Annotated in this window: 25 protein-coding genes and 1 other RNA gene; 13 read left to right on the forward strand and 13 right to left on the reverse strand. The window is 46.0% G+C overall.

Going from position 1 to position 26,181, the window contains the following annotated elements:
* Positions 1–131: 131 nt before the first annotated feature.
* The 4 genes from JNUCC31_RS25925 to JNUCC31_RS25940 all read right to left on the reverse strand — a co-directional run bounded on the left by JNUCC31_RS25925 (position 132) and on the right by JNUCC31_RS25940 (position 3,801).
* The gene (locus JNUCC31_RS25925; protein ID WP_192265942.1) at positions 132–1,625 is read right to left on the reverse strand and encodes an oligosaccharide flippase family protein; all 1,494 of its coding nucleotides are present in this window, start codon (positions 1,623–1,625) and stop codon (positions 132–134) included.
* An 80-nt stretch (positions 1,626–1,705) separates the two neighbouring features.
* Positions 1,706–2,806, reverse strand: coding sequence for an amidase domain-containing protein (locus JNUCC31_RS25930; protein ID WP_192265945.1), 1,101 nt, complete (start codon positions 2,804–2,806; stop codon positions 1,706–1,708).
* Positions 2,807–2,826: 20 nt separating this feature from the next.
* The gene (locus JNUCC31_RS25935; protein WP_192265947.1) at positions 2,827–3,441 is read right to left on the reverse strand and encodes a class F sortase; all 615 of its coding nucleotides are present in this window, start codon (positions 3,439–3,441) and stop codon (positions 2,827–2,829) included.
* 75 nt (positions 3,442–3,516) lie between these two features.
* Positions 3,517–3,801, reverse strand: coding sequence for a hypothetical protein (locus JNUCC31_RS25940; protein WP_192265949.1), 285 nt, complete (start codon positions 3,799–3,801; stop codon positions 3,517–3,519).
* A 302-nt stretch (positions 3,802–4,103) separates the two neighbouring features.
* Between JNUCC31_RS25940 and JNUCC31_RS25945 the strand changes: the two genes are divergently transcribed.
* Both JNUCC31_RS25945 and pfkA read left to right on the forward strand, forming a co-directional pair.
* Positions 4,104–5,183, forward strand: coding sequence for a tetraprenyl-beta-curcumene synthase family protein (locus JNUCC31_RS25945; RefSeq protein ID WP_192265950.1), 1,080 nt, complete (start codon positions 4,104–4,106; stop codon positions 5,181–5,183).
* Positions 5,184–5,237: 54 nt separating this feature from the next.
* A complete protein-coding gene (gene pfkA / locus JNUCC31_RS25950; RefSeq protein ID WP_192265951.1) occupies positions 5,238–6,209 on the forward strand; it encodes a 6-phosphofructokinase in 972 nt (323 codons plus the stop codon).
* A 62-nt stretch (positions 6,210–6,271) separates the two neighbouring features.
* Here pfkA and JNUCC31_RS25955 read toward each other — a convergent pair whose 3' ends face one another.
* The 4 genes from JNUCC31_RS25955 to JNUCC31_RS25970 form a co-directional block, all read right to left on the reverse strand.
* The gene (locus JNUCC31_RS25955; protein ID WP_192273339.1) at positions 6,272–7,636 is read right to left on the reverse strand and encodes an MATE family efflux transporter; all 1,365 of its coding nucleotides are present in this window, start codon (positions 7,634–7,636) and stop codon (positions 6,272–6,274) included.
* Positions 7,637–7,853: 217 nt separating this feature from the next.
* Positions 7,854–9,035, reverse strand: coding sequence for a putative glycoside hydrolase (locus tag JNUCC31_RS25960; protein ID WP_192265953.1), 1,182 nt, complete (start codon positions 9,033–9,035; stop codon positions 7,854–7,856).
* Between the two features lie 161 nt (positions 9,036–9,196).
* Positions 9,197–9,385 (reverse strand): hypothetical protein, encoded by a 189-nt coding sequence (locus tag JNUCC31_RS25965; protein WP_029880762.1) that lies wholly within the window; start codon positions 9,383–9,385, stop codon positions 9,197–9,199.
* 175 nt (positions 9,386–9,560) lie between these two features.
* Entirely contained in the window at positions 9,561–10,373 is an 813-nt protein-coding gene (locus JNUCC31_RS25970; protein ID WP_416234462.1) for a YitT family protein, read from the reverse strand.
* A gap of 312 nt (positions 10,374–10,685) precedes the next feature.
* Between JNUCC31_RS25970 and cshA the strand changes: the two genes are divergently transcribed.
* The 4 genes from cshA (at position 10,686) to JNUCC31_RS25990 (ending at position 14,111) form a co-directional block, all read left to right on the forward strand.
* Positions 10,686–12,269, forward strand: coding sequence for a degradosome RNA helicase CshA (gene cshA / locus JNUCC31_RS25975; protein ID WP_192265956.1), 1,584 nt, complete (start codon positions 10,686–10,688; stop codon positions 12,267–12,269).
* A 184-nt stretch (positions 12,270–12,453) separates the two neighbouring features.
* Complete coding sequence (locus tag JNUCC31_RS25980) at positions 12,454–13,290, forward strand: YesL family protein (protein ID WP_192265957.1); 837 nt, start codon at positions 12,454–12,456, stop codon at positions 13,288–13,290.
* A 51-nt stretch (positions 13,291–13,341) separates the two neighbouring features.
* Positions 13,342–13,533, forward strand: a non-coding RNA gene (gene ssrS / locus JNUCC31_RS25985) — 6S RNA.
* 185 nt (positions 13,534–13,718) lie between these two features.
* Positions 13,719–14,111 carry a DUF1499 domain-containing protein gene (locus JNUCC31_RS25990; RefSeq protein WP_192265958.1) on the forward strand — a complete coding sequence of 131 codons (393 nt, stop codon included), beginning with the start codon at positions 13,719–13,721 and terminating at the stop codon, positions 14,109–14,111.
* Positions 14,112–14,185: 74 nt separating this feature from the next.
* On the opposite strand, the gene tpx is transcribed toward JNUCC31_RS25990, so the two are convergent.
* Complete coding sequence (gene tpx / locus JNUCC31_RS25995) at positions 14,186–14,704, reverse strand: thiol peroxidase (protein WP_192265959.1); 519 nt, start codon at positions 14,702–14,704, stop codon at positions 14,186–14,188.
* 148 nt (positions 14,705–14,852) lie between these two features.
* Between tpx and JNUCC31_RS26000 the strand changes: the two genes are divergently transcribed.
* Positions 14,853–15,479: a rhomboid family intramembrane serine protease gene (locus tag JNUCC31_RS26000; protein ID WP_192265960.1), complete on the forward strand. Its 627-nt coding sequence runs from the start codon at positions 14,853–14,855 to the stop codon at positions 15,477–15,479.
* Between the two features lie 75 nt (positions 15,480–15,554).
* A complete protein-coding gene (gene gltC, locus JNUCC31_RS26005) occupies positions 15,555–16,466 on the forward strand; it encodes a glutamate biosynthesis transcriptional regulator GltC (protein ID WP_192265961.1) in 912 nt (303 codons plus the stop codon).
* A 30-nt stretch (positions 16,467–16,496) separates the two neighbouring features.
* Here the strand turns inward: gltC and JNUCC31_RS26010 are convergent, their stop codons facing one another.
* The gene (locus JNUCC31_RS26010; RefSeq protein ID WP_062322116.1) at positions 16,497–17,177 is read right to left on the reverse strand and encodes a zinc metallopeptidase; all 681 of its coding nucleotides are present in this window, start codon (positions 17,175–17,177) and stop codon (positions 16,497–16,499) included.
* Between the two features lie 28 nt (positions 17,178–17,205).
* Positions 17,206–17,634 carry a MerR family transcriptional regulator gene (locus JNUCC31_RS26015; protein ID WP_062322299.1) on the reverse strand — a complete coding sequence of 143 codons (429 nt, stop codon included), beginning with the start codon at positions 17,632–17,634 and terminating at the stop codon, positions 17,206–17,208.
* Positions 17,635–17,984: 350 nt separating this feature from the next.
* Here JNUCC31_RS26015 and JNUCC31_RS26020 point away from each other — a divergent pair, with 350 nt between their 5' ends.
* From JNUCC31_RS26020 to JNUCC31_RS26030, 3 genes are read left to right on the forward strand one after another with little or no spacing between them, the layout of a single operon-like run.
* On the forward strand, positions 17,985–19,385 hold the full coding sequence (locus JNUCC31_RS26020) for an ammonium transporter (protein WP_062322113.1): 1,401 nt from the start codon (positions 17,985–17,987) through the stop codon (positions 19,383–19,385).
* Positions 19,386–19,418: 33 nt separating this feature from the next.
* Positions 19,419–20,513: a DUF294 nucleotidyltransferase-like domain-containing protein gene (locus JNUCC31_RS26025; protein WP_416234331.1), complete on the forward strand. Its 1,095-nt coding sequence runs from the start codon at positions 19,419–19,421 to the stop codon at positions 20,511–20,513.
* Positions 20,510–21,247, forward strand: a complete 738-nt coding sequence (locus JNUCC31_RS26030; protein WP_192265962.1) for an exonuclease domain-containing protein — start codon at positions 20,510–20,512, stop codon at positions 21,245–21,247. Before JNUCC31_RS26025 ends, JNUCC31_RS26030 begins: the two co-directional genes overlap by 4 nt.
* On the opposite strand, the gene JNUCC31_RS26035 is transcribed toward JNUCC31_RS26030, so the two are convergent.
* Complete coding sequence (locus JNUCC31_RS26035) at positions 21,233–21,721, reverse strand: M67 family metallopeptidase (protein WP_192265963.1); 489 nt, start codon at positions 21,719–21,721, stop codon at positions 21,233–21,235. The genes JNUCC31_RS26030 and JNUCC31_RS26035 overlap by 15 nt on opposite strands.
* Before the next feature lie 294 nt (positions 21,722–22,015).
* On the opposite strand from JNUCC31_RS26035, the gene JNUCC31_RS26040 reads away from it, so the two are divergent.
* Positions 22,016–22,567 carry a TlpA family protein disulfide reductase gene (locus JNUCC31_RS26040; protein WP_192265964.1) on the forward strand — a complete coding sequence of 184 codons (552 nt, stop codon included), beginning with the start codon at positions 22,016–22,018 and terminating at the stop codon, positions 22,565–22,567.
* A 78-nt stretch (positions 22,568–22,645) separates the two neighbouring features.
* Here JNUCC31_RS26040 and cimA read toward each other — a convergent pair whose 3' ends face one another.
* Positions 22,646–24,265 carry a citramalate synthase gene (gene cimA / locus JNUCC31_RS26045; protein WP_192265966.1) on the reverse strand — a complete coding sequence of 540 codons (1,620 nt, stop codon included), beginning with the start codon at positions 24,263–24,265 and terminating at the stop codon, positions 22,646–22,648.
* Positions 24,266–24,809: 544 nt separating this feature from the next.
* Here cimA and JNUCC31_RS26050 point away from each other — a divergent pair.
* On the forward strand, positions 24,810–26,114 hold the full coding sequence (locus JNUCC31_RS26050; RefSeq protein ID WP_192265967.1) for a DNA polymerase IV: 1,305 nt from the start codon (positions 24,810–24,812) through the stop codon (positions 26,112–26,114).
* Positions 26,115–26,181 lie beyond the last annotated feature (67 nt).

The following is a 26,181-nucleotide window of genomic DNA, read 5'->3' on the forward strand; positions in this document are numbered from 1 at the left end:
GGAAGAATAAAAACATTATATTCTTGAAGGGATATGATGTAAATAGATAGGGAGGCGTGGTTTGCGAGTGAAGTGGCTGTTCAGCCTGGTTTTCTGCAAGCGTTTTCCGAACGGAGACGAAGAAATGCATGTCAGCTTCTGAAGCGATAGTGGATCATCAGATAGACTCCATTCAACAAGAAAAATAGCAACATGTTTGGAAGAATGGAATAGTTTCCCCAGTTCACGGGCAGGATGATCCAATCTCCCAATCCAATTACAAGGGCCGAGATTGCTGCTATGACCAGAGTATGAACAGCCAGACTGCCCATGTGAATTTCTTTTAGCACGTTTCTCAACCCGATCAGATTGCCAGCCATGATGGTTAATTCCATCAGCAATACACCGGCAACAGCACCCAAAAGATGAAATCCATCAAGAGGGATCAGATAATAATGGGAGAGGGTAGCCACCGTGATGCCGATTGTTGTTCCGATCAAACTGACTTTTTTGTTCTCCTGTGCCCACAATATACTGGTAGATACCTCACGGATACCAACAAGCAGAGGAATGAGGCTCAAACAGCGAATCAGCTCAGCGGTTTGTGTAGAATTAAAAAAGAGTTGTGACAGGCCCCGATTGAATATCCACAAAAAGGAGCTAGAGATGATCCCTGAAATCCACACCAGTTCCATAGCTTTACGGCTGTTCTTCACAAAATAAACAAAACGCTGCTCTTGCCAGGCGAGAACAAGTTTCATGGTCAGGGTATGTGAGATGGCCGCGGTTACAGTAGTGGGCATGTACACAACGAGCAGTGCCATCCCCGTAAGCAGACCGTACATTGCTGTGGCTTGTGTGGAGGTATATCCTGCGGTTTGCAATCTTAACGGAATAATGATCGCATCAAGCATATCGGAAAAAGGAATCAGCAGTCGGGTGACAGATATGACCAATGAGCTCTTGATGAGCCAAAGGCCGTCCGAAGCCCCTGTAGGAGTCAAAGGTTGTATTCCATTTTTTTGCCCGACATGACGCAAAAAAAGGAGCAGTACCACAAACGCAGCAATTCCTCCGATTGCCGTCCCAATCAAACTTCTTCCCACAGCAAACATTACACCCTTAGGCAGCCACAACCAGGTAACGCCCAGCATAATCCCGATACGAACAGCTTGTTCCATCAGCTCCGAGACAGCAATGACACCATAATGCTCAAGACCCTGCAAATATCCCCGAAGCAGGTTTAACAGGGGGACGACAAATATGGCCAGGGACAGGGAGCGTATAAACGGCTCCAGGACAGGATTCCCCAGCCACCTGGAAATGCTTGAAGAGTATGCGAGTGTAAGCAAACAGAGCGTTCCGCCAATGAGCACCAGCAAGACGGACAAACGCTTGAACCAGATCCAGCCAAGTGCTGGCTGCCTGGCCGTGTACATGGCCAGGGAGGTGGGAAGCCCTCCCGTAATCAGCATGAGCATGAAACCGAAATAAGAATAGGCAATCTGGAACAAACCTATTCCTTCCGGCCCCGCCATGCGGGTAAGTATAATACGTCCAATCAGACCCATCGCTTTGACCAAGGAGACCGCACCAATACGGATGCCTGTCTGCTTCAGACCAGGGGGGATGTTCATCCAGTTCATCCACTTCACTCCATCCAACACGAACATCTTGTCCATGATCTATATGATCCAAAGGAGTCAAGTATGTGCGTTTCGGGTGATCAGTCCTGAATATGGATGAGGATATAGGTCGTCTTATTGTCCCAACCCAGATCAAAAGGTGCCTGAAATCGGTCAGCTGTATGGGAATTGACGAGAGGATAACCGCGCTGATCAAATCCGGTAACAACAGAGAAATGATCCACATCATTATTCATAACATGGGCGATAAGGTCCCCAGCCTCTAACTCTCCTATGGCTCCATACGGGTGTGTGGCCGTTTTTGCGACCAGCTTCGAAAAGGAATCCTTCGCGATTGTTTTGCCATACCCGGAGTACAGCAGGAAGTTTTTGAGTGCATCTGTCTGTACCCACGTCCTGGTGCCGCCTTTGGAAAAATGGTATCTCCATGGCCCTCTCATGGGAAGTCTTCCGCCTTCCGTCGGGTCCCCGAGAGCTTGTGAAGCAAAATTGGTACAGTCGCCGCCCAGATTATTATAGTTTTTATATTTGGCATTGTACCGGACCTTGTCGTTGGTTCCCCCGGCCATCCCGGCATATTTGTTTGCGTAGGCTACCGCTTGCTTTCTTTTATATCTCTTGCCGTCCTTCAGTTCAGGACGATGGGGCGGCGAGAGGGGAAGTCCTTCCGAAATGCGATGAGGATTCTCTTCAAGCGGATCAAGATACCATTCCTTCCAAACGATCCACTGGCCATTCACTTTTTTCAAGGTGGCGGCGTGCCATGTTCCGAGTCCGAACGAATGGGGTTGGGAGAGTTGATCTTTATAGGCGTATGTGATTTGCTGCGAATGACCTAGTGAAACGGTAGCCGTTTGGTCCCTGATAAGGATTCGGGAAATATGGATTTTGGAATTACTATCGATAATTTTCATATTACGGTGTTCAGCCCATGCATGGAGATATGTTTTACGATTGACTTCCATTGTGTAGGCGTGACGGCTCAAAGTGGACTTCAGATCATAATAGCGATCCATATCATGTTGCTGTTCTGCTAAGTACTTCGATCTCTGCAAAAAAATATCTTCCAGATTTGTTTTGATCTCTTGTTCCGTTATTGGGGAAGAAGCCTCTACAGGTCTCGAATGAGGTATCTCCAGAAACAAACAGCAAACCAGGAGCATCGTTATCCATTTATACATTTTTTTCTCCTCTTTACATGTTATTCAACCAATCGGGTGAACACGATCAGGCGTTTTTCGTGCTCCTTTTTTTTACGATCGTACTTTCCTGTACATGTAATCAGGTTTAATTGCTTTTCCGGGGTGTCGCCGAATATTTTATCCAAAGGTGCTTGCTCTGTGTAATAGGATTGAACCTGTATTACCTCGTATTTGAGATAATGGTTATCCTGATCAAACAGCAAAACAAGAGAACCTGGCTTCAGATGTTTAAGCGGGTAGAAAACGGCTGGCCCTGTGTAGTTATCCACATGACCGGCAATAATGGCATTTCCTTTTTCTCCTGGCAAAATTCCATCCACATATAATCCTGCGACTTCACTGGACTTGGGTACTTGTAGATGTCCATCCTCTGATAGATGAATGGGCGTAATTGAAGTGCTCAAATGTACCGAAGGAATACACAAACGAACAGGTTTCTTCATAATCCTGACATTCTGCAGCCCTGTATTGGACTCCATCGGAGTACCGAGAACTGCTTGTGGTGCTGTTGTTTCAAAAGCGGAATGATTCGCAGTGCTCCCCATAGGAGACAGAATCAGGGAAACAATCATAAGGTAAATTACAATAGCGGATAATGGGAGGTTGTTTTTCATCCAATTCTCATCCTTAATGATTTAATAGAAAGACAAGAGAAAAGAAAAAATATTCTTTTCTCTTGTTGCTTTTTTTTACTCGCTGACTCCGCCATATCCTGTTTTGGGAAGAGCTTTTGGTTTAACGCTTTTTGCATGGATTTTGTGCTCTTTTTTGGCGGATTCTTGATGCAGCTTGTGTTCTTTGCCTTTATGCGATTTCGTGTGCAATTTGTGCTCTGCTTTGTGTTCTGCTTTGTGTGTGGATTTCTCCATTTTGTGCATCGGTTCAGTTGCAGCGGATGCAGAAGCAGATACAGAAGCACCGGAAACAGCCAGCATCAGACAAGCAGATAGTGAAACAATGGTTGCTTTATTCATACTTGAATTCCTCCCTGTGGGTAATTTGCATTGCAGAATTTAATATCTCCAAGCCTTACATGATTATTGATTGTATTTTTTGCCAGTGATTTTAATAGTTGGAAATGATGTAGTGCCTTTTGATAAGTTGAGTTACAAGTGACGCAAATGGTTGGGATTATTTTGCAGCAAGTGGTTAGCAGATGTGATTTTATGTGCGGATTATGAGGTAGATCATTTGTACAATTAAGGGGATCATATTATAATGAGATTGGTTAAAAATCGCTCTAATACGTATTCAACCAAGTGGAGGCACATTTATTTTGAGCCAATCAAATCGAAATCGTCATCAATATCCGCGTGGACCGCTGGCATTGATGAGAGGGGTGTATAAGTACACCATTCCGGAAACGCGAAAGGAACTGAATGGATGGCGTGCCCAGGCGGAGAAAATTCCGAATGAGGAATTGCGTAATCAGGCACTTGCCAGTCTCCGGGACAAGCAATTCCACTGTGAAGGTGGAACCGTATACGCTTTACCTGATTTGCCGAACAGGCACATTCTGATTCCGCTGATCGTTTCATATCAGACTATTAGTGATTATTTGGACAATCTTTGTGATCGCAGTACATCGATGGACCCGAATGATTTTCGGCTTCTCCATCAATCCATGCTTGATGCGGTAGATCCCGAGGCAACTCCTGTCAATTATTATGCGCTCCGTGAGGAGCAGGATGACGGTGGGTACCTGCGGAATCTGGTGACTACATGTCAGGAACTGACTCGTCAGCTGCCTGGCTATGCATCCGCCAAGCCTCAAATTCAGGATCTGGCAGGCCTATACACGGACCTGCAGGTATATAAGCACATCAAGCCGGAACTGAGGGAAACGGCATTGCTCGAATGGTGGTCGGAGCATCGCCACCGTACACCTCAGTTCCGCTGGAACGAATTTGCTGCCGCTACGGGCTCTACGCTGGGCGTATTCATGCTGTTTCTGGCTGCAAGTGACGGTCATCTGACGGAAGAAGAGGCGGCTTCAATCCATACTGCCTATTTTCCTCATGTATGTGCATTGCACATTATGCTCGATTACTTAATTGATCAGGATGAGGATCGGATCGGGGGAGATCTCAACTTCTGCAATTATTATGAGAATGTAGAGACAATGCTGGACCGAATTGCTTTTATTGTGGAGATGGCCCGCAGTGATGTGCAGAAGATTCCGGGAAGTTCGTTCCACCGAATGATTATTGAAGGATTGCTTGCCATTTACCTGTCTGATCCCAAAGTCAGCGAACAGCAGGAAGTTCGCGTCGTTTCCAAGCGTCTGATGAAAAATAGTCCGATGACACGAGTATTTTTCTTTATCTTCAGCCGCTGGATCCGAAAGCATATGTAAGTCAGGCGTATTGTGGTGGGGGCCTGAAGTGAAACTAGAGGAGGAAGAAACATCATGACAGCAGTAAAGAAAATCGCAGTTTTAACGAGCGGTGGTGATTCGCAGGGGATGAACGCGGCTGTTCGTGCGGTTGTTCGCAGCGGACTGTTTCACGGTCTCGAAGTATACGGTATTCAACGTGGCTACCAGGGTCTTTTGAATAACGATATTTTCCCAATGGATCTCCGGAGTGTAGGGGATATCATCCAGCGTGGGGGAACGGTTCTGCAGTCTGCGCGTTGCAAAGAGTTCTATACCGCTGAAGGTCAGCAAAAAGGCGCAGACATTCTGCGTGCACGCGGCATTGATGGTCTGGTTGTTATTGGTGGAGACGGTTCATACAACGGCGCCAACAAACTGAGCAAGCTGGGCATCAACACGATGGGCCTTCCAGGAACAATTGATAATGACGTTTCATTCACCGATCATACCATCGGATTCGATACGGCAGTAAGCGTAGTGGTAGATGCGGTTAACAAATTGCGTGATACGATGTCTTCACACGAACGTTCTTCCATTGTTGAAGTTATGGGCCGTCACTGTGGCGATATCGCATTGCATGCAGGGCTTGCATCCGGTGCAGAAACGATTCTTGTACCTGAAGTTCCGTTTGACATGGACGAAGTGGCCGACCGTATGAAAGCCAACTTTGCACATGGTAAACGTCACAGTATCGTCATCGTTGCTGAAGGTGTGGGCAAAGGGGAAGATGTAGCAAAAGAACTGATGGAACGTTGTCCTACGTATGAGCCGCGAGTAACTGTACTCGGTCACATTCAGCGTGGTGGAACGCCAACTCCGTTTGACCGTAACCTCGCCAGCCGTCTGGGAGACTTCGCTGTTCGCAGTCTGATTGCTGGTGAGACGGACAAAGGTTGCGGTATTATCAAAGGTGAATTGACCTTGACCGATATCGATAAAGTGGTTAACACGAAAAAAGATTTTGATATGGAAACGTATGAGCTTGCACAACGCTTATCTCAATAGCATAAAACCATAACCAAAAGAGCACAGTCCCTTCTTGCCGAAGGCTGTGCTCTTTGTTATATTCATTGTTTATGTTCAGCCAGATGTACCGAGGCTTTCTGCTGCACAAGGAACAATCTCCAGAGAAGTGCCGTTGCTCCAACAGCCAGACCGGTGATCAAGCCCACCCAGTACCCAAAGGCTCCAAGTGAGGTATACGTGGCTGTGATATAGCCAACCGGCAACCCGATGATCCAATACGCGACAAACGTGATAATCAGGGCTGGATTCACGTCTTTATAACCCCGAAGTGCACCCTGCGTCGGGGTAGCAATCGCATCGGAGATTTGGAAGAATATGGCGTAAATCAGGAAGTGTTGGGTCAAAGCAATAACCTCGCGATCATTGGAATACACCCCCGCAATTTGTTCCCCGAATACCAGTAATACCACAGCTGTCAACAGAGAGAGCCCGATAGCACCTCCGATGCCCAGGAGACTGTATTGTCTAGCGTCTCTCACACGGCCTGCACCGGCCTCATAGCCCACAAGAATCGTGAGGGCCATACATATACTCACCGGCAGCATATACAGCGTAGAGGCAAAATTCAGGGCCGACTGGTGGGCAGCAATCGTAATGGTGTCGAACCGGCTCATTAATAATGTGACTGCTGCAAAGATGGAGGTTTCAAAAAAAGTAGCGAAACCGATGGGGACGCCGATCTTGAGCAGCTCTTTCCATTTGCTCAATGAAATTTTAGGCATTTGCCGAAAGATACCATACTTGGCAAAGGGCTCAACCCGGTGTACAAAAAAGAGGCTGATGAGAAAAATAAGCCAATATGTACTTGCTGTAGCCACACCTGCTCCGACACCTCCGAGTTGGGGAAAGCCCCAGCGTCCAAAGATGAGCAAATAGTTCAGGAAGATGTTTACTGGCAGCGAGACCAAAGTGATCATCATGGTGATCCGCGTCTGTCCCAATGCATCCATAAAGCTGCGAAGCACCGTGTAGCCGAAGAGTGGAATAACCCCAAAAGCCAGTGCACAAAGGAAATAGAAAGCGACTTGGCCAACCCGTGGCTCCAGCGGCATGCCGTTCAGAATGGGTTTGAGCAGCATGGTTCCTGCTGCAAGGACGACGATACCTACCGCAACACCGAGGTATAACGCCTGTACAACGCTGCTACCAATCTTGTCGTTGCGCTTCGAACCAAGCAGATGGGAGACAACAGGGGTGATTCCGATCAGAATACCACTAAGGCCTGTCTGCACCGGCATCCACAGACTTGTGCCAATGGCCACACCCGCGAGATCAGCAGGGGAGAATTTGCCTGACATATTGGTATCGAAAAATGACATCGCAGAGAGCGCGATTTGTGTGGTGAAAATGGGTAGAAATATAATCAGGAATTGTTTTATTTTCTGAGAAAAGCTTGTGGTAGTCATGTTCACTGGCGGTGCCTCGCTATTCTTTAAGAGTTATCACTAAACTGTCATATACGGACAGCTATTTATTGTAGTGGATTTTGCCCGATTTGAATAGGGAAGGATCATGTAGTGCGGAAGTTTAAATGGAGAGCAATGAGGTCTGAGGGCCATATTAAAAACCTCGTTCCGTCTCAGACGGAACGAGGTCGTTGGATGAAATGAGAAGAAGAGTGCATTATTTATAGTTTACATCTGGCGTATATCGATTGGAGGCATTCCAGAGCAAATACTCATCCACATCCATGTCTTTCATTGCACGAATTTGGTCCTCCACCTGTTTTTTGCCGTATTTGATATAATGTCCGCTACCCAGCCAACTTGCGGTAAAGTCCTGAATCCACGGGCGAATCACGGGTTTGAGTTCCTTGGTTGGGTCCAGTTTCTTGTGCGTGTCTTCCATCGAGCCTTTAATCGTGGTGTACGGATCTTTATCAGGGTCTTTCACACCATACCAGCCCGTGGAGTAATGACTTGGATAAACCATTGGCGAGATGACATCCACGTTTTCGGATATTTTAACAAAATCCTGTCCAATGCCTTCTGCTGCGGGCACAGAGGCTGCATAGCCGAAGATATCGACCGAGACCCGAACACCAAGCGGAGCGAGTTCTTTACGTGCATACTGTACAAATTCGGCTACGATATCCACTCGGGACTTGTCGGATTTGATGTACTTCAGTTTGTCTGCACGCGTTTCGAAACCTTCCGGGAACCGAACGTAATCGAACTGGATTTCCTTGAATCCCAGTTTGGCGGCTTCCTTGGCAATCTCTATATTGTAATCCCAGACTTCCTTGCTGTAGGGATTAACGAAGCTGTCACCCTTTCCGTTGGCCCATATGGAGCCGTCCTTATTGCGGAAAGAGAGCTCCGGATTTTTCTTGGCCAGAATCGTATCCTTGAAGACGACAACACGGGCAATCGGGTAAACCTCATGTTTTTTCAGACGTTTCATCAACGCATCAATATCGCGAATAAAGGGTTGGGATTTGCCCATCTGCTGCAGGGTTTTGTTTTCCGTAGGGAAGGTTATGTATCCGAGATCGTCCTTAATATCAATGACCATGGAATTGAGTTCTGTATCATCCATCAGATCAAGCAATTGTGTCATACGGGCACCACCCGCGCTGTAGGCCGTTACATAAATGCCTTTGACAACAGGTGCGTCGGGTTGTGGGTCAATTTTGGCAGGCGGGTTATCTGCATCAATAACGACCTGATCTTTTTGAGATTGAATGATGGCGGTGGTAAAACTGTTTGTTATTGATTGAAGGGGTTGAGTCCCTTGATCGACTGTAACGGGTACAGCACTAAAGCTTCCCCAGGCCATAGCCAGTAAAGCCCATAACATGTTCATTCATTTTCACTCCCTTATGTGCATTCCATGTTTGAATTATACAATAAAGCCTCTGGGCTTTTAACCATATTCATCAAGTAATGAAACACACATGGAAAAAATGAAAACCGCTTCCTGTTGAGGATAACCTCACAAGAAGCGGCGTGACCAATCTAAAAAAATTATTGAATGTAAATCTCATTTTGATGCTCACAAATACTGTACTGAATGATTTCCATAGCGTCTCCCTGTTCAAGGATGCCCAGCCCATCCCGGAGAACGATCAGTGAGTCGAGCTCATTCGGTTTTAAGAAAGGGAGCATTTCCGGGCACCATCTGTTGACGATTTCAAACAGTTTTACCGTTTCCATATCCACAATAATCACCCTTTCCTACTCGAATTCCAAAATGGTAAGTCATTCGGCGCGAATCGGAAAAGCACATGGTTCTGTGAAATTGAAGGGCACATCCTGCTATACAACATATTTAGGAGCCGTACACCGTTATTATACCACAATGTTTTGAATTGTTAACCGTACATCTGCCTCAACTTCTGCGGAAAGAGCCCATAACACCGACCGTTTCCACAATGTTAACAAAGGCGTTCGGATCTGTTTCCTTGATAATACGTTTGATTTCAACAAGCTCGTAGCGAGTAGTCACTGTCATTAACATGTCCTTTTCGATGTCGGTATATGCCCCTTGGGTTTTGATTTTGGTAACCCCCCGAGGGCGAATAAGCAATTTTTTTAACATCGCTTCCGTTTCATTCGTAATGATGTACAGTGTTACTTTGACATGGCTGATATGGATCAGATCCAGTACTTTGCCCGTGATGTAGATCGACACCATGGAAGCAAGTGCAATGTTCCAGTTGTTATTCAGATAACCTGCCAGCATGATAATCGAACCATTCATCCCGGCCATCACCGTCCCAATCGGGAAGTCGCGATGACGAGTGAAAATGGAACCGACGATGTCGAGTCCGCCCGTCGAGCCGCCGACTCTGAAAGATATTCCGGTTCCCAATCCTACAAGCACACCTCCGAAAACACAGCTTAGAAGGGGGTCTGTAGCCACAACAAAAACAGGCAGAAGCGCAATGAACCAGGAAGTGGCTGCTACCGAGAGAATACTTAATGTAATGAAACGTCGTCCAAGAATAAACCAACCTGCAATGAGCAGGGGAATGTTAAGAACAAAATACATGATACTAAGATTCAACTTAGTGAAATAACCCAAAAGCATGGAAATACCGGATACCCCGCCGCTAAGAAGCTGATGGGGAACCAAAAACCAGTTGAAGCCGCAAGCAATAGCTGCAGCACCCAATACAATTACTGAAAAGTGCCAAATCATTTTGGGCAATTTAATCACCTCATTTATATTTAAAACCAGATTGCTGGTAATCTTGATTTGTTTTGTGATATAATGATTTGTGGATATTCTTGAGTAGGAAACTTTTTCCAAATGGAACGATAAAATTTGAAATGTTTCAAACGCATGTATGTAGTTTTAGTCTTATGTTGGGGACCCATTCACGAATTATGACGGTTTATGAAAATAATTTGACCTGATGGGATAACCTATAAATATTAACGCTACTTAAGAATACAGACAACAAAGTGGATTGTCCACCATGTCCACCATATAGAAGGAGTATGAATAATTTTGACAAATTTAAATTTCACAGACTTCAATCTTGAACCACTGGTGCTTCAAGCGATCACCGAACTTGGTTTTGAAGAGGCAACTCCGATTCAATCCAAATCAATCCCTCTTGCTCTTGAAGGCAGAGACTTGATCGGTCAAGCGCAAACAGGTACTGGTAAAACTGCTGCATTTGGTATTCCATTGATCAGCAAAATCTCCAAAAGCGATGAAAAAATCCGCGCCCTCATTATGGCACCTACGCGTGAACTTGCGATCCAAGTTGCCGAAGAAATCGAAAAACTTACCCGCTTCAAAGGTTTGCGTTCCCTGCCTATTTACGGAGGACAAGATATCGTTCGTCAAATCCGTGCTCTGAAAAGAAAACCACAGATCATCATTGGTACACCAGGACGTCTCCTGGACCATATCAACCGCAAAACAATCAAGCTTGATGATGTACAAACTGTTGTATTGGATGAAGCAGATGAAATGCTCGACATGGGTTTCATGGAGGATATTCAATCCATCCTGAAACAAGTTCCGGACGAGCGTCAAACGATGCTGTTCTCAGCTACAATGCCTCCTAATATTCAAAAATTGGCTCAACAATTTTTGAACAACCCTGAGCATGTATCCGTGATTCCTAAACAAGTAAGCGCACCTTTGATTGACCAAGCTTACATTGAAGTGCCTGAGCGTCAAAAATTCGAAGCACTCAGCCGCTTGCTGGATATGGAATCTCCTGAACTGGCGATCGTATTCGGACGTACCAAACGTCGTGTTGACGAATTGGCTGAAGCGCTGCAAAAACGTGGATATTCGGCTGATGGTCTTCATGGTGACTTGTCCCAAAACCAACGTGATACAGTAATGCGTAAGTTCCGTGACGGCAGCATTGATGTACTTGTTGCAACAGACGTAGCTGCTCGTGGTCTCGACGTATCCGGCGTAACTCACGTTGTGAACTTTGACCTTCCGCAAGATCCGGAGAGCTATGTTCACCGTATCGGCCGTACAGGTCGTGCAGGTAAAGAGGGTGCTGCTTGGTCTTTCGTTACACCGCGTGAGATCGACCATCTGCACTTTATCGAGCGTGTAACACGTCATCGTATTCCACGTAAACCACTGCCAACAATGGCAGAAGCAGTTGAAGGTAAACAACGCTTGACAGCTGAGCGTCTGCTCGAAATCGTACAATCTGGTGAACTGAACGAATACAAAGGTATCGCGATTCAAATGCTTGAACAATATGATTCTGTTCAACTCTTGTCGGCTGCACTGAAGCTCCTGACAGGCGACAAAAAAGATGCTCAAGTTGATCTGACTCCTGAAGATCCGATCCGTGCGAAGCGTCGTAAACCTGATGTTCGCTCTGGCGGACGTAAACCATCGGGGTACAGCGGAAACCGCAGCAGCGGTAGCAGCGGCGGTGGTTACAACCGTGATCGCAACAGCAGCGGCGGCGGACGTGGTGGCTACAACCGTGATCGTAACAGCAGCAGTGGAAGTGGAAGCAGAGAAGGTGGTTACAACCGTGACCGCAAACCGCGTCCAAGTAACAATGAAGGACGTCGTCCTGCCAAAGATTCTTCTTTCGAATAATATACAAGATTGAATTGGGAAAATGGGGCGGGTGACCGCTCCATTTTTTTATATGCGTATTAACGCATGGAAAGGTTCAGTTTGATCTCTTTTCGGGAAGGGCTGGCTTTTCCTATCTATAATAAGGTATATTAATATTATTAGACTTCAGGTTAGACGCAAGGCTGCGGAGGAGGAGAAATGTTTGGAATTTAAAGGAGCTATGGGTGGGATCTACCGGCTTACAGAGTGGATTACGAGACTGGCCGCAACCAATCTGTTGTGGGCTATTTGTTCGTCTCCGTTCTTGTTTTTCTTGATTATGAAGCTGCTCGTGATGCAGCAGAACCTCGCCAACGAATCACTGCAAATGAACTGGGCTATAGCCATTGTGGCACCGCTTACACTATTCCCGGCCACATCGGCCTTATTTACGGTTGTGCGTAAATGGAATATGGGTGATACGGATGTACCAATCTTCCGTACTTTTTTTGTAGGCTACAAAGAGAATTACAAACAAAGTTTAATTGGGGGCATTTTCTACACCCTGTTGTTCGCCATCATGTATCTGGATTATACAGTTTACATGACACAATTCCGTAATATGCAGCTGGTTGGAATTATTATGCTAGTACTGCTGCTGTTGCTATTTGTCTCGCTCTTTAATTTTTTCTCAATGGTTGTTCATTATCATATGTCCATCGGATTGATTATCAAAAATGCGGTTCTGTTGACGCTGATCAGACCATTCCGTGTATTCTCCACATTGCTGGGAAGTGGACTGTTGTTCTACATTGGTTTTCGTTATCCGGTCTTGTTCGTTTTCTTCATTATTAGTATCATTGCCTGGTTCGCTTTCTTCAACTTCTATGCAACGTTCAACAAGATGCAGGAACAGATGGAGAAGATGCAACTGAAGAAGGAAGAAGAGGAAGCTGCAAAAGCTGCAGAACAGGCGGATGGCTCAGTTGAGACGATCGAAGCTATTGAACAAGCTGAACCGAAATCATCTGACGAAAAACACGATAATCTTCACAAATAAAACATGAACGGGCACCATTTACTTTTTACACAGTTAGGGATATAATAATTGTACATCCTGCGATGTACGTTTCGGTTATTCGTTGTTTTGAACCAATGATGATGTCTTCGGGAGATCAATACAGAATGTTGCTGAAACGCCCTGTCTATATGACATGGGGACTTCAAAAAACATTTTTGCGGCCACCCACCTGCTAAGCAGGTTCATAAGACAATGTAGCCGGACGGCATAGGCGGGTTCCTCTTTTATCATGTACAGCACCCTGACTCTTCCTCTTATCCAGGAATGTTGGGGTGCTTTTTAGTTGGATTTTTTGTTGAGTTGACTGTATTTTTGTTAAAAGTGCTGCATACCCTTTTGTTACTACAAGAACAATGTTACACTAGACTACATAAATGGAACGGTTACATTCAAAAGGAGGAAGGGTCTTGACCTTAAAGAGAACGCTCGTCGGTATCATCCGCAGCATGGAGGGAACCAGCGATCGAGCCAAGGATCCCAAATTAAAAACGCGATATTATAACTTATCCAAAGACAGAGCCTGGGAAGAAGTGTCTTCGACACTCAAAAAAATTCCGGGTTATAAAGTGTTGCATGAAGTGCCTTCTGTGGGAGAGGTTATACTGGAGAAGCGGACTACCTTTGGACGGACGATGGATATTACGGTTTCCGTTATATCGGTAAGTCCTGTACGTAGTGCAGTCGATATGTATTCGGCTTCACGTGGTTCACTCGGAGACCTGGGTTCCAATTATCGCACGATTATGAACTTGTTCTCCGTACTGGATAAGAAGCTGAGTAAGTATAAGTCCAATGATTGAAATAGATGGCTGCATAACAAAAAGCGAGAGAAGGTGAGCCTTCCTCGCTTTTGTTCTGAACGTAGGGTTACCTTCTACAGCAGAGCTTTGACAGCAGCAATGGCTTGCTCGAAGTTAGGGGAGTCTGTCATTTCAGGCAGATATTCCACATATGTAATTCGATCTTCGGTATCAAGCACAAAGATGGAGCGCATGTCCAATTGGAATTCTTTGATCAGAACACCATAGTCTTCACCGAATGAACGTGTTTTGTAATCGGAAAGGGTTACAACGCGATCGACTCCGGCTGCTCCGCACCAGCGTGCTTGTGCAAATGGAAGGTCAACGCTGACTGTCAATACGACAACATTGTCACCAAGGTCGCCAGCTTCAACATTGAAGCGACGGGTTTGGGCATCGCAAACGCCTGTGTCCAATGAAGGAACAACGCTGATTAATTTAATTTTACCTGCGAAGTCTTTCAGTGATGCATCTTCGACCAGATTTTTACTCAATGTAAAATCGGGTGCTTGATCGCCCACTTTCAACTCGGGTCCGATCAATGTAATAGGGTTGCCTTTAAATGTGGCTGCGCCTGTACGTTCTTGTGCCATAATAATGTTCCTCCTTATAAGTTGGTGATCCGTGCCAAAATCCATTATAATCTTTTATGAAAGGCATTGTCCAATTCGGGCGAAGGATCATTAGAGTGGATCGGACTGATAGGCCGATCTGAACAGGGTGGAGTGAAAGCAGAAACGTATGATATTTATAAGGTATGAGAACTGGAAAAGTTATTTGAATTTTTTCCCATTGACGTCGATTCTTTTAATTGCCAATGTTGTTATGTTTATCGTGTTAAGTTTTAATGGTGGTTCGACAAACAGTATGACCTTGCTTAAATTTGGGGCACTTACAAATCACGAGTTATTCGCAGGAGAATGGTGGCGTTACATTACGTCCATGTTTTTGCACGCTGGCTTCAGTCATTTGTTATTTAACAGCTTTGCGCTCATTGTATTTGCGCCCCCAATGGAACGATTGCTTGGAACAGTGAGATATGGCGTGTTGTACTTGGGTGGAGGTGTTCTGGGAAACATTTTGGCTGTAGCATGGTATAACTCAGGTGGAGTGCCTACCATTTCCGTTGGTGCTTCAGGAGCGATTTATGCGATATATGGCGCATTTCTGTATGTAGCCTTGTTCCAGCGGACGATGATGGATGAGGCGTCGCGTAAAACATTGTACACATTGCTTGTATTCGGAATTATTTTTTCGTTCGCCATGTCGGGCATCAGCTGGATGGCTCATTTGGGCGGATTGTTAGGTGGTTTCTTCATTTATGGACTTCTCATCCGGTTATGGAAACCTCGAAGCTTTAAGCGGTAGCAGGAATGGTCTGAAGACGGAATATGCAGCAATCAAGGATAAGTAGGGTATAGCAGATTGGAGAGATCAGGGGCAGTGGAATTAAGACAGTTGCATTACTTTTTGAAAGTGGCTCAGAAGGAGCATGTTACGCAGGCAGCGGAGGAATTGCACGTGGCGCAGTCTGCGGTGAGTCGTCAGATTCATCAGCTGGAGGAAGAACTGGGAGTGGACCTCTTTATGCAAAAAGGGAGAAATCTGCAGTTGACCGCAGTGGGGCAGCTCTTTTGTAAACGAATCGAAGGTATATTGAAAGATCTGGACAAGGCAGTTGGGGAAGTTCATGAGTTCCTCGATCCGGAACATGGTGAAATCCGTATCGGTTTTCCTCACAGTCTTGGTATTCACTTGATTCCTTCGGTTGTAGCAGCGTTCCGTCAGCGTTATCCTAACGTGAAATTCAGATTCAAGCAAGGCATGTACCCGACGCTCATTCGTGATGTGTTATCGGCTGAAGTGGACTTGGCGTTTATATCTCCGTTTCCAGAAAAGCACGACCAGGTGGGTGGTGATATTGTCCTCACGGAAGAACTGCATGCAATCCTTCCTCCGAATCATCCATTGGCCGGTGAAGAGAGTATTGCGCTGGAACAACTTAAGGATGATAAGTTTGTTTTATTCAGTAAAGGCTACTCTCTGCGTCCGATTGTTTGGCATGCGTGTCTCGAAGCCGGGTTTACGCCTAAGATTGCTTTTGAGGGTGAAGAAACGGATACTATTCGTGGATTGGTTGCGGCTGGCATGGGTGTGAGTCTACTGCCGGAAATGGCGCTTTTCCAGACAAATCCGCTGCAACCGGCGCATGTGGCTATTTCTCATCCAAAAGTGACACGTACGATTGGGTTAATTCACCGTGCGGACGACAAGCTCCCGCTTGTTGCGCAGTCGTTTCGTTCATTCTTGCTTCATTATTTCGGTTTACAGCAAAACAATACCCCATCCGAGTAACGGTGGGGTATTGTTTTTGTTTGTTTTCAGTTAGTCACGGCTATTGAAAATTCCGATGTAACGAATCAGTTCCAGTAACGAGATTAATGCTGCGGCAACATAGGTCAATGCTGCGGCATTAAGCACTTTGGCGACGCCTCTCTCTTCTTCATTCCGGATATAACCTTCCGATACCATAATTTCTCTTGCGCGGTTACTTGCATTAAACTCGACCGGCAACGTAATAAGTTGGAATGCAACGGTTACGGAGAAGAAAATGATACCAATACCGACCAGGTTCATTGCATTAAAGATAAATCCGGCAATGAGCAAGAAAGGAGCGAGTCCGGATGCGAAGTTAACAATCGGGAAAATCCGGTGACGCAGTGCCAACATCGGATAACTTTCCTTGTGCTGGATGGCATGGCCGACTTCGTGACACGCAACGGAGACAGCCGAGATTGAATTTTCGTAATATACGGGCTCAGACAACCTCACAACCCGATTAATCGGATCATAGTGATCAGAGAGAGCTCCGCGCACGGGTTCAATGGGAACATCATGCAATCCATTGGAGTCGAGCATGTGACGGGCTGCATCGTAACCGGTCATTCCATTCAGGTTTTTGACATCAGACCAACGGTTGAATGTACTTTTAACGCGAAATTGCGCCCATAAAGAGAGCAAAAAGGCGATAATGATCAAAACGAACATACCGTTATTAAAACTCATATTCATACCTCCGCTTTCTGATAATAAGCTACATCATGGTGTTCTCAAGCAAGATTTTCAGTGCTTCCATCGTACCGGCGCTCTTGGTAAGGAGTCCTGCCATCATTTTACGTGCTTGTACAGGTTTCATCTCGCCAAGCAGCGGTTTGAGTTCGTTCACTTCGCGCTCAAGCTGTTGTACATGAAGCTCTAATGTTGTCAGCTTGCTGGCAACCTGTTCTTCTGTACTCACCAGACTCCACTTCTCAAGAGAATGTTTAATCTCGTCGAGACTATATTTCTCTTGTTTCATCTGTACAATACGTTCAAGCCTGGTTAAAGTTTCATTACTATAGAGACGATAGTTTTTTTGTGTACGCTCTTCAGGGGCAATAAGTCCAAGCTTCGTATAATAATCAATCGTCCGCTCGCTCACACCTGCGGTTTTGGCAAGTTCGCCAATCCGAAACAGCTTCATATCCCCAATGGTATTCACCTCGCTTGCAAGTTCAAATGTAGGGAATTGCAGATTTTCTCTGCGGTTGTGCACCTTCTGCCCAATTTCTAACTAATAGTAATGATACATGATTTTTAACCGTACAGTCAAACGTTATGCTTTGGTGAGTTGTATACAGCATTTCTATATCTATGTACTCATTCCATATGATTATGTACTTATGTGCAAGAAAAAGACGCATGACTTTATTCCCAGAAATATTTTTCAGTTTTGATGAAAATACTCTTGTCAACTTTCCTGTCTTCTGCTTATAATGACATTAAGAGTTTCACGATATGTGAAGAAACTTAACATAAGAGGGAGTGGGGTATATGAGAAAGAAATGGATGGTGTCGGTGTTAATAATGCTTACGTTACTGGCTTTCCCAGTCAGCGCATTTGCAGCTGCGGAGGGGCCGACTAATATCGAACTCCAAAGCGGTCTGAACTCAGCTTTTACGTTTCTGGCTGTAGTGCTGGTTTTCCTGATGCAAGGGGGATTTGCTTTACTTGAAGCAGGTTCGACTCGTATGAAAAATGCAGGACATATTGCAGGTAAAACGATCCTGACATTGGGGATTTCAGTTATTGCCTTCTGGGCATTGGGCTTCGGTCTTGGCTTCGGTAATGGTAACAGTTTCTTCGGAACAACCGGATTCTTCCTGAGTGGTGACGGAATGGCTGCTTCCTTCGAATCATTGGCCTTCTCGGATGTCCCACTCACGATCAAATTTGTATTCCATCTCGCCTTTGCAGCGGTATCTCTGGCGATTGCCTGCGGTGGTATGGCAGAACGTGCAAAGATGAGTGTATATATTGTGTTCGGTACGCTTTATACCATTATAATGTATCCGGTTGTTGCTCACTGGGTATGGGGCGGCGGCTGGTTGGCTGAACTGGGCATGCAAGACTTTGCAGGTTCGACGGTTGTCCACTTGACAGGTGCGACTGCAGCCTTGGTAGCTACCATTCTGTTAAAACCGCGTATCGGTAAATATAACAAGGATGGTAAACCTAACATCATTCCAGGTCACAACCAAGTTTATTCCGTGCTGGGTGTAATCATCCTCTGGATCGGTTGGTTCGGCTTCAACCCAGGTAGTACATTGTCTGCGATGGGAGACGGATTCTTTGGTTATGTCGCATTGACTACAAATGTGGCTGCAGCTGCTGGTGGTGTTGCAGCACTGTTGATTTCATGGGCTGTATTGGGTAAATCCGATATCCCTAGCATGCTGAATGGTGTGCTTGCGGCACTCGTTGCCATTACAGGTGCTTGTGCGTTCGTTGAACCATGGGCAGCTCTGGTCATTGGTGCTCTGGCAGGTGTTATCACATTCTTCACAGCTCAATTCTTTGAGCGTAAAGGAATCGACGATCCAATCTATGCTTTCTCTGTACACGGTATTGCAGGTATGTGGGGAGCGATCTCCACAGGTTTGTTCGCAACACCGGAACTTGCTGAGAATGCAGGCGTAGGTCAAGCGGGCCTGTTCTACGGAGGCGGTTTCCACCAGCTGGGCGTTCAGCTTCTGGGTCTGGCAGGCGCATTTGCCTTCGTACTGGTCATGTCCTTCATTATTCTCGGTGGTATGAAAGCTATCATGGGAATCCGTGTTACGGAAGAAGAGGAAACGATGGGTCTGGATTTAAGTGAGCATGGTACTTACGGGTACCCTGAACAAATGAAAAATGGCGAAACGAAATCCAATGGCGGTACGTTCAGCTCCTAAGAGGAATGATTGCTGAATCATGCTTCAAGGAGGTTGGACATGATGGAACCCATCCCGTATATGAATCAATCCTGGTCCTATCAGGGAATAGATGGTGCGGCATCTACTCAGGAACTGCGGCAGGCGCGTGTGAACTTGCAGAATGAGCTTCAGGAATGGTTGTCCGCTTCCTTGTCGCCGATGGAATGGTACCAGACGGTAAACGAACTGCATGACCGGGTTGCTCGGCGAGCAGTAGAGTTATGCATCCAGGGGATGGTAGAGGAAGGCCTAGGCCAACCTCCCGTCCCCTATGCCTTTATCGTTTTTGGCAGTTCCGGCAGGCAAGAAGCGACGCTTTGGAGTGATCAGGACAATGGCATGATTATTAGTGATATCCCACATGAGGGAAAAGAACCCTATTTTGCCGAACTCGGACTTCGAATGACCGATACGCTTGAGGAACTCGGTTATGCCAAATGTGAAGGCAAGGTGATGTGTTCTGAGTCACTGTGGAGAAAAACGTTGCAAGCATGGAAACAACAACTGAAAGAGTGGGGCTCGGATCTGTCATGGGAGCCGGTTCGGAATCTGATTATTGCTTCTGACATGCGTTTTGTTGCAGGTGAAGAAGATTTGGCACACGAATGGATTACCGCTTTTTATGAAGGATTCAGATCCGTTCCTGAACTTTCGGATGCTGTGCTGCGCAATACTGTTAAACATAAGGCGACGCTGAACATCCTTGGAAGAGTGGTGACTGAGCGATTCGGTGAGCATGCAGGCGGATTTGATGTCAAATATGGCTTGTATATCCCGCTGGTGAACAGTGCGCGTTTTCTGGCATTGCAGCATGGGATCAAAGAAACCTCTACGCTTAAACGAATCCAGAGGTTGGTTTCACTCGAAGCGGTGCCGTTGACTTTGCTGGATGCAGCACAGCGTGCATTTATGACAGCTTTGAAGCTGCGACGCAGTACACCGGTTGTGATCAGGCAAGGGTTGCAGCAGAGCGGTGGTTTCCTGAATGAGAAACAATTGAAGGAAAAACAGATGCTTTATGAACTCCGGGATACGTTAGGGTTGGTGCGGCGAGTGCATCGAGCGCTGCAGAGACAACTTCGTTTTGCAGAAAGGAGACGTCCATGAGAGAGCCGGCAAGGGGCAATACAGGATTCTGGAATTCGCTGCGCCAGGGAGGGGTTCCTTCCGCCATCGCTTCCATAATGGGAGCCCCTACGGCGCAACATATGGCGTTTATCCGTTCGATGATGAGAGAACAGCGCAGACCCGAGGTGCTGCACACACCCTTGAATGAATTGAATGCCGTCGTATTTGATTTGGAAACGACAGGTTTCTCTCCCCAACATGGGGATGAGATCCTTTCCTTTGGAGCGGTGCGGATCAGTGGTGGTGTTGTGCTGGAGAAAGAGCAATTCTATACGTTGGTTCAGTCCAAGGTTGCCGTTCCGGAACACATTACCGAACTAACGGGAATTACACATCAAATGACACTGGACGCGCCAACGTTACTGGAAGGTTTGCATGATTTCATGTCTTTTGTAGGTGGGAGTGTGCTGGTGGCTCATGCGAGTGCGCATGACCGGGCCTTTCTGAATGCTGCTTTATGGCGGACGTCCAAAGTAAGGCTTACGCATCGGCTCATCGATACGATGATGCTGGCACGTTGGCTCGAACCGAGCAGACCGGGGTATGGTCTGGATGAGTTGCTGGAATCCAGAGGCATACCAATCTATGGAAGGCACCATGCCTTGGAAGATGCAAAGATGACGGCACAGTTATGGTCCTGTTATCTGGAGGACATGACTCGTAAAAATGTAAATACATTGGGGGATCTGTATACCCAGTTAAGTCACGCATAGCTGGGCGGGATATAGGTTGTATGCTGCGATTGGTTTCGATTCACTGGATTGATCGTTACCTGTGTGAATCTGATAAGCGTTCAGCATCATCTGTGGTTGTGTTTCAGGTGTAAGCTTGGGTGAACCTATAAGATATGCCTGAAGTAATCCGGCGAACATCGGAAGACTGCGCAGATCTTCGATGGAAGGTACGGGAGCGGTACGGGGGTGGGAATGAAAGAGTCCGATAAGCTGCGGCTCATTGAATACACACCGAATCCATTCTGCATCTTCCAGTGAGAAATGGTGCAGCGGGTCAGGCGCTACGTTACGAATGGGCTGAAACCGACTGATTCGTATGCCGCCCGCTGCAGCTTCACCCAGCACAACCCCGCAGGCTTCCATTGGCAGTGAGGCGAACATATGCTTAGACATCTCTTGCTCTACGGAGTGGGGGATGTAGAGGCGGTTCTGCTGCCCGTGAAGTGCTGCCATTTGTATTCACCCCTCTCTCTTTGGCTCCTGCTTCGGCAGGAGTCCTTTTTTTGATAATAACAGGAAATTAGGATACACTCCAAACCAATGTGGTGTTATTAATACTGGAGTTGCAGTTTGCTTATAAACGCGGTAAGGCTTCTTTGTGGTACGCCGACAGAGTTTTCCCATTTTATTTGTTCCAGATTGTAAAATTTTAAGGGAAAGGGGTACAATATGAAAGGAGGGATTGAAACATTTCGCATGTACGAGCGTGAATCTCGATATGCTGATTATACAAAAGGGTGGCTGGTTATGAAACGTAATATATACATACTGCTGGGTGTTGTACTGCTTGTTGGCATTGCAATGGCTCAAAATGCAGATAACGGCATTGCAGCCGTGTTTAAGCAAGAGGAGCCGATGCCCACGGAGACCGGACCCAAAGCTGGACTATTGGCACCGGCATTTTCATTGAAGGCAATGGATGGCAAAACCTATACGGCAGGTGGCGCTAAAGAAAAGGCCATATTTGTCAGTTTTTGGGCTTCCTGGTGTGAACCGTGCAAGCAGGAAGCACCTGCGCTCAACACATTGGCAGCAAAATACAAGGATAAACTGGATCTTTACGGTGTAAATGTAACGAAGTACGATAAAATCAGGGACGCCAAAGCTTTTGTGGATGAATACAAACTGACGTTCCCTATTTTATTGGATGAGGACGGAACAGCGTATGCCAAGTATAACGGCATAGCTTTTCCGACAAATGTATTGATTGATTCCAGAGGTGTCGTTCAGGAAATCATTCTTGGGATTTTACCTGAGGAGGATCTTGAGCGCAAAATCAAGGATTTAATTGCGGATTAACCAAATAAGACCCAAAAGCGCCTGTCTCCGAATGTTTTTTGGAGACAGGCGCTTCTTTTATTTTCCGGGAAATAAGCATTAGTGGTTGCTTAGTCCGTGAGCAGGAACATGGACTACACCAGGCTCGTCCTGCAATTTTTCCTGAAGAAGGGCATAACGGAAACTGTGTACGAGGGCTTCCCAGCTCGCTTCAATAACGTTCTCGGATACGCCGACCGTATTCCACGTATTCTCCGTGTTTTTGGACTCGATTAGTACACGTACTTTCGCGGCGGTAGCATCCTTTTCATCCAACACACGTACTTTGTAGTCAGAGAGATGCATATTGGCAAGTGAAGGGAAGTATTGCACAAGCGCTTTACGAAGTGCATTATCTAAAGCGTTGACCGGACCATTACCTTCAGCTGCTGTATATGCGCTTGTTCCACCAACGTTAAGTTTTACAAAAGCTTCCGAAACAACAGACTTGCCAGCCGCCTTTTCAACAAGCATTTTGAACGATTCAAAGGTAAACAATTCTTTCATGTCACCGTTGGCTTCACGAATCAACAATTCAAGGGAGGCGTCCGCTCCTTCAAACTGATAACCCTGATGTTCCAAATCTTTGATTTTCTCAATAATCTGACGTGAGTTGGCACTGCTCGGATCGAATTCGAGACCCAGTTCCTGTGCTTTGGAGACAATGTTGCTCTGTCCTGCCAGTTCGGAGACGAGTACACGCTGCTTGTTACCAACAAGCTCAGGTACGATATGCTCGTAAGTTCTGGAATCACGCAAAATGGCAGAGACGTGAATGCCGCCCTTGTGGGCAAAAGCTGCGTTGCCCACATAAGGCTGATTGATGGGCATGTTTACGTTGGCAATCTCACTGACATAACGGGCAACATTCGTGAGCTGTCTCATCGAATCCTCAGATACGCATTCATACCCAAGCTTCAGTTGCAAATTAGGGATAATGGAGGCCAGATTGGCGTTGCCACATCGCTCTCCATAGCCGTTCATTGTACCTTGAACCTGTCTGGCACCAGCTTGTACTGCGCTTAAGGTGTTGGCTACAGCAAGTTCACAGTCATTATGTGTATGAATGCCCAATTGAGCCTGTGGAAGGCGCTCAGCAAGTGTGGATACGATCTCATGCACTTCATGCGGCATCGTTCCGCCGTTGGTATCACACATCACAAGCCAGTCCGCTCCGGCTTCGTGGGCTTTGGTTAATACAGCCTGTGCATATTCCGGGTTGTGCTTGAATCCGTCGAAGAAATGCTCTGCATCAAAGATTACTTCCATTCCATTTTGTTTCAGATAGGCAATGGAGTCGTAGATCATGGACAGGTTTTCTTCCAAAGTGGTTTGCAAAGCTGTGTGTACATGGAAATCCCATGATTTACCCACTAGAGTTGCTGCCTGAGCACCAGATTCAATCATGCGTTTCAAGTTGGCGTCTTCACTCGCGATGCTGCCTTTGCGACGTGTACTGCCAAAAGCGACAATTTTGGCGTTCAGGTTTAATTCCTTGACTCTTTTGAAAAACTCAATGTCCTTGGTATTACTGCCTGGAATTCCGCCTTCAATATAATGAACACCGAGGTCATCGAGCTTCTTGGCAATTTTGAGCTTGTCATCTGCCGATAAGCTGACTCCCTCCCCTTGTGTGCCGTCACGTAAAGTTGTATCGAAGATGGAGATGGCCTTTGACATGAAGATCCTCCTTTAAGATGAAGCGCTTTTTTGGAAAGTTAATTGTGTGTTTGAAAAAACGATTGAACATGTTGGTGACGAATCCTTCGATTCTGTAACGCTACACTGTATTAAATTCAAAGTGTAGATTTGTCCTAAAATCGTGAATTTGTATAATGAATTATTATAGCACCATTATGGCCAAATGCTACATCGAATTCACTGCTGCGTGTAACAAATGCTGGATCATGGATTGAATTCCGATATAAACGGGGCTGTGTAATATGTTATGCTTCATCTATATGTATCTATTCCGGGCCTGAATGAGAGTTAGCATCATTCCTTTAGAAATGGGGGGCGAGAATGAGCTTTGTGTGGGAGAATATAATTATTTCAGTCATTTTGATCGCCATTTTCGTCATTGCTATATGGGCTGTTATTCGATTGATTGTTAAATCTCTCCGAAAATAAGGGAGTGTGCATGATTTTTACATAAGGGATTTTGATATAATAGATAAAAGAGTACGTTTTAAGGAATAGTGTATACGAAAGGACGGTGGTGGACATGTCTTCAGACCAAACGCATAACAACATAAATGTAGATCGATATTATCCTGCCGCCGGACGAGTGATTTTGCATGTCGATATGAATGCTTTTTATTGCTCTGTACATGAAGCCGAGGAACCGGAATTATATAGAGGAAAAGCGACGGCGGTTGCTGGCAGCAGTGAAGTGCGCAAAGGTGTCATTGTCACTTGTTCGTACACGGCTCGAAGCAGGGGCATATCCACAGGCATGGTTGTTCATCAAGCGTTGAAGAAGTGTCCTGAATTAATTGTGATTCGTCCGGATTTTCATCTGTATCGAAAGTATTCGAGAGAATTCATGAAAATAGCCTACAGTTATACGCCGCTGCTCGAAGCGACCTCCATCGATGAATGTTACCTCGATATTACAGGTTCCAGACAGTTCGGTACGCCGCTGGAAATTGCGGAGAGTATTCAGAACAGAATCCGGGACGAACTGGGGTTGCCTTGTTCCATCGGAATTGCACCCAATAAGCTGCTGGCCAAGATGGCCTCTGATTTGAAGAAACCGAACGGCATTTCGATTTTGCGGATGAGAGATGTGCCAGAGATCTTGTGGAAGAGACCTTGTAACGAGATGTTCGGAATTGGCAAGAAGACAGCCGAAAAGCTGAAGAAGCTGGGAATTGAAACGATCGGTCAATTGGCCAAATCAGACGAGCGGATGTTAACGGATGTATTTGGAATCAATGGCTCCTGGCTGAAAAATTCAGCTAATGGCATTAATCATTCGGAAGTTCAGGCTGAACGTGAAGCGAACAAATCGATTGGACATACAACCACTCTGCCTGCGGACATATCTGAAATGCATGATGTACACCGGGTCTTGCTGAATATAAGTGACCAGGTTGCCAGACGACTGCGCAAGCACGAAATGCTCAGTCAGGGCATTCAGATTACGATTCGTACACCAGATATGAAGACGATTACCAGATCACGGATGCTGGAAGTGCCTACCGAAGATGCGTCGATTATATATCGGGAAGCCTGTGCTTTGTTTGCAAAGCATTGGGGCGGGGGCAAGCCGGTTCGTATGCTGGGCGTTACCCTGCAAACCCTAATTCCGCGTGAGGAATCGGCGGTACAGCTTGATCTGTTCGAATATGAACAGAAACCCAAAAAGGAAAATCTGATTCGTATTATGGATCAGTTGCGTGACAAATTTGGTGAGAATGCAGTCGTTACAGCTGGTATGCTGGGGGATGATCCTTCCGTGTTACTTCGCAATCACAAAGTTCGGGGGACCTCTCTGCAAAAAGATAATTTGCAAAGTCTCGATTAAATAGGGCATAATGAAGTCTTGAGGTTGTAAAATAATTTGTAATAACTTTTACTTTGTATTAATATGT

Origin of the sequence: Paenibacillus sp. JNUCC-31 (assembly GCF_014844075.1) — a bacterium.
Taxonomy (GTDB): Bacteria; Bacillota; Bacilli; order Paenibacillales; family Paenibacillaceae; genus Paenibacillus.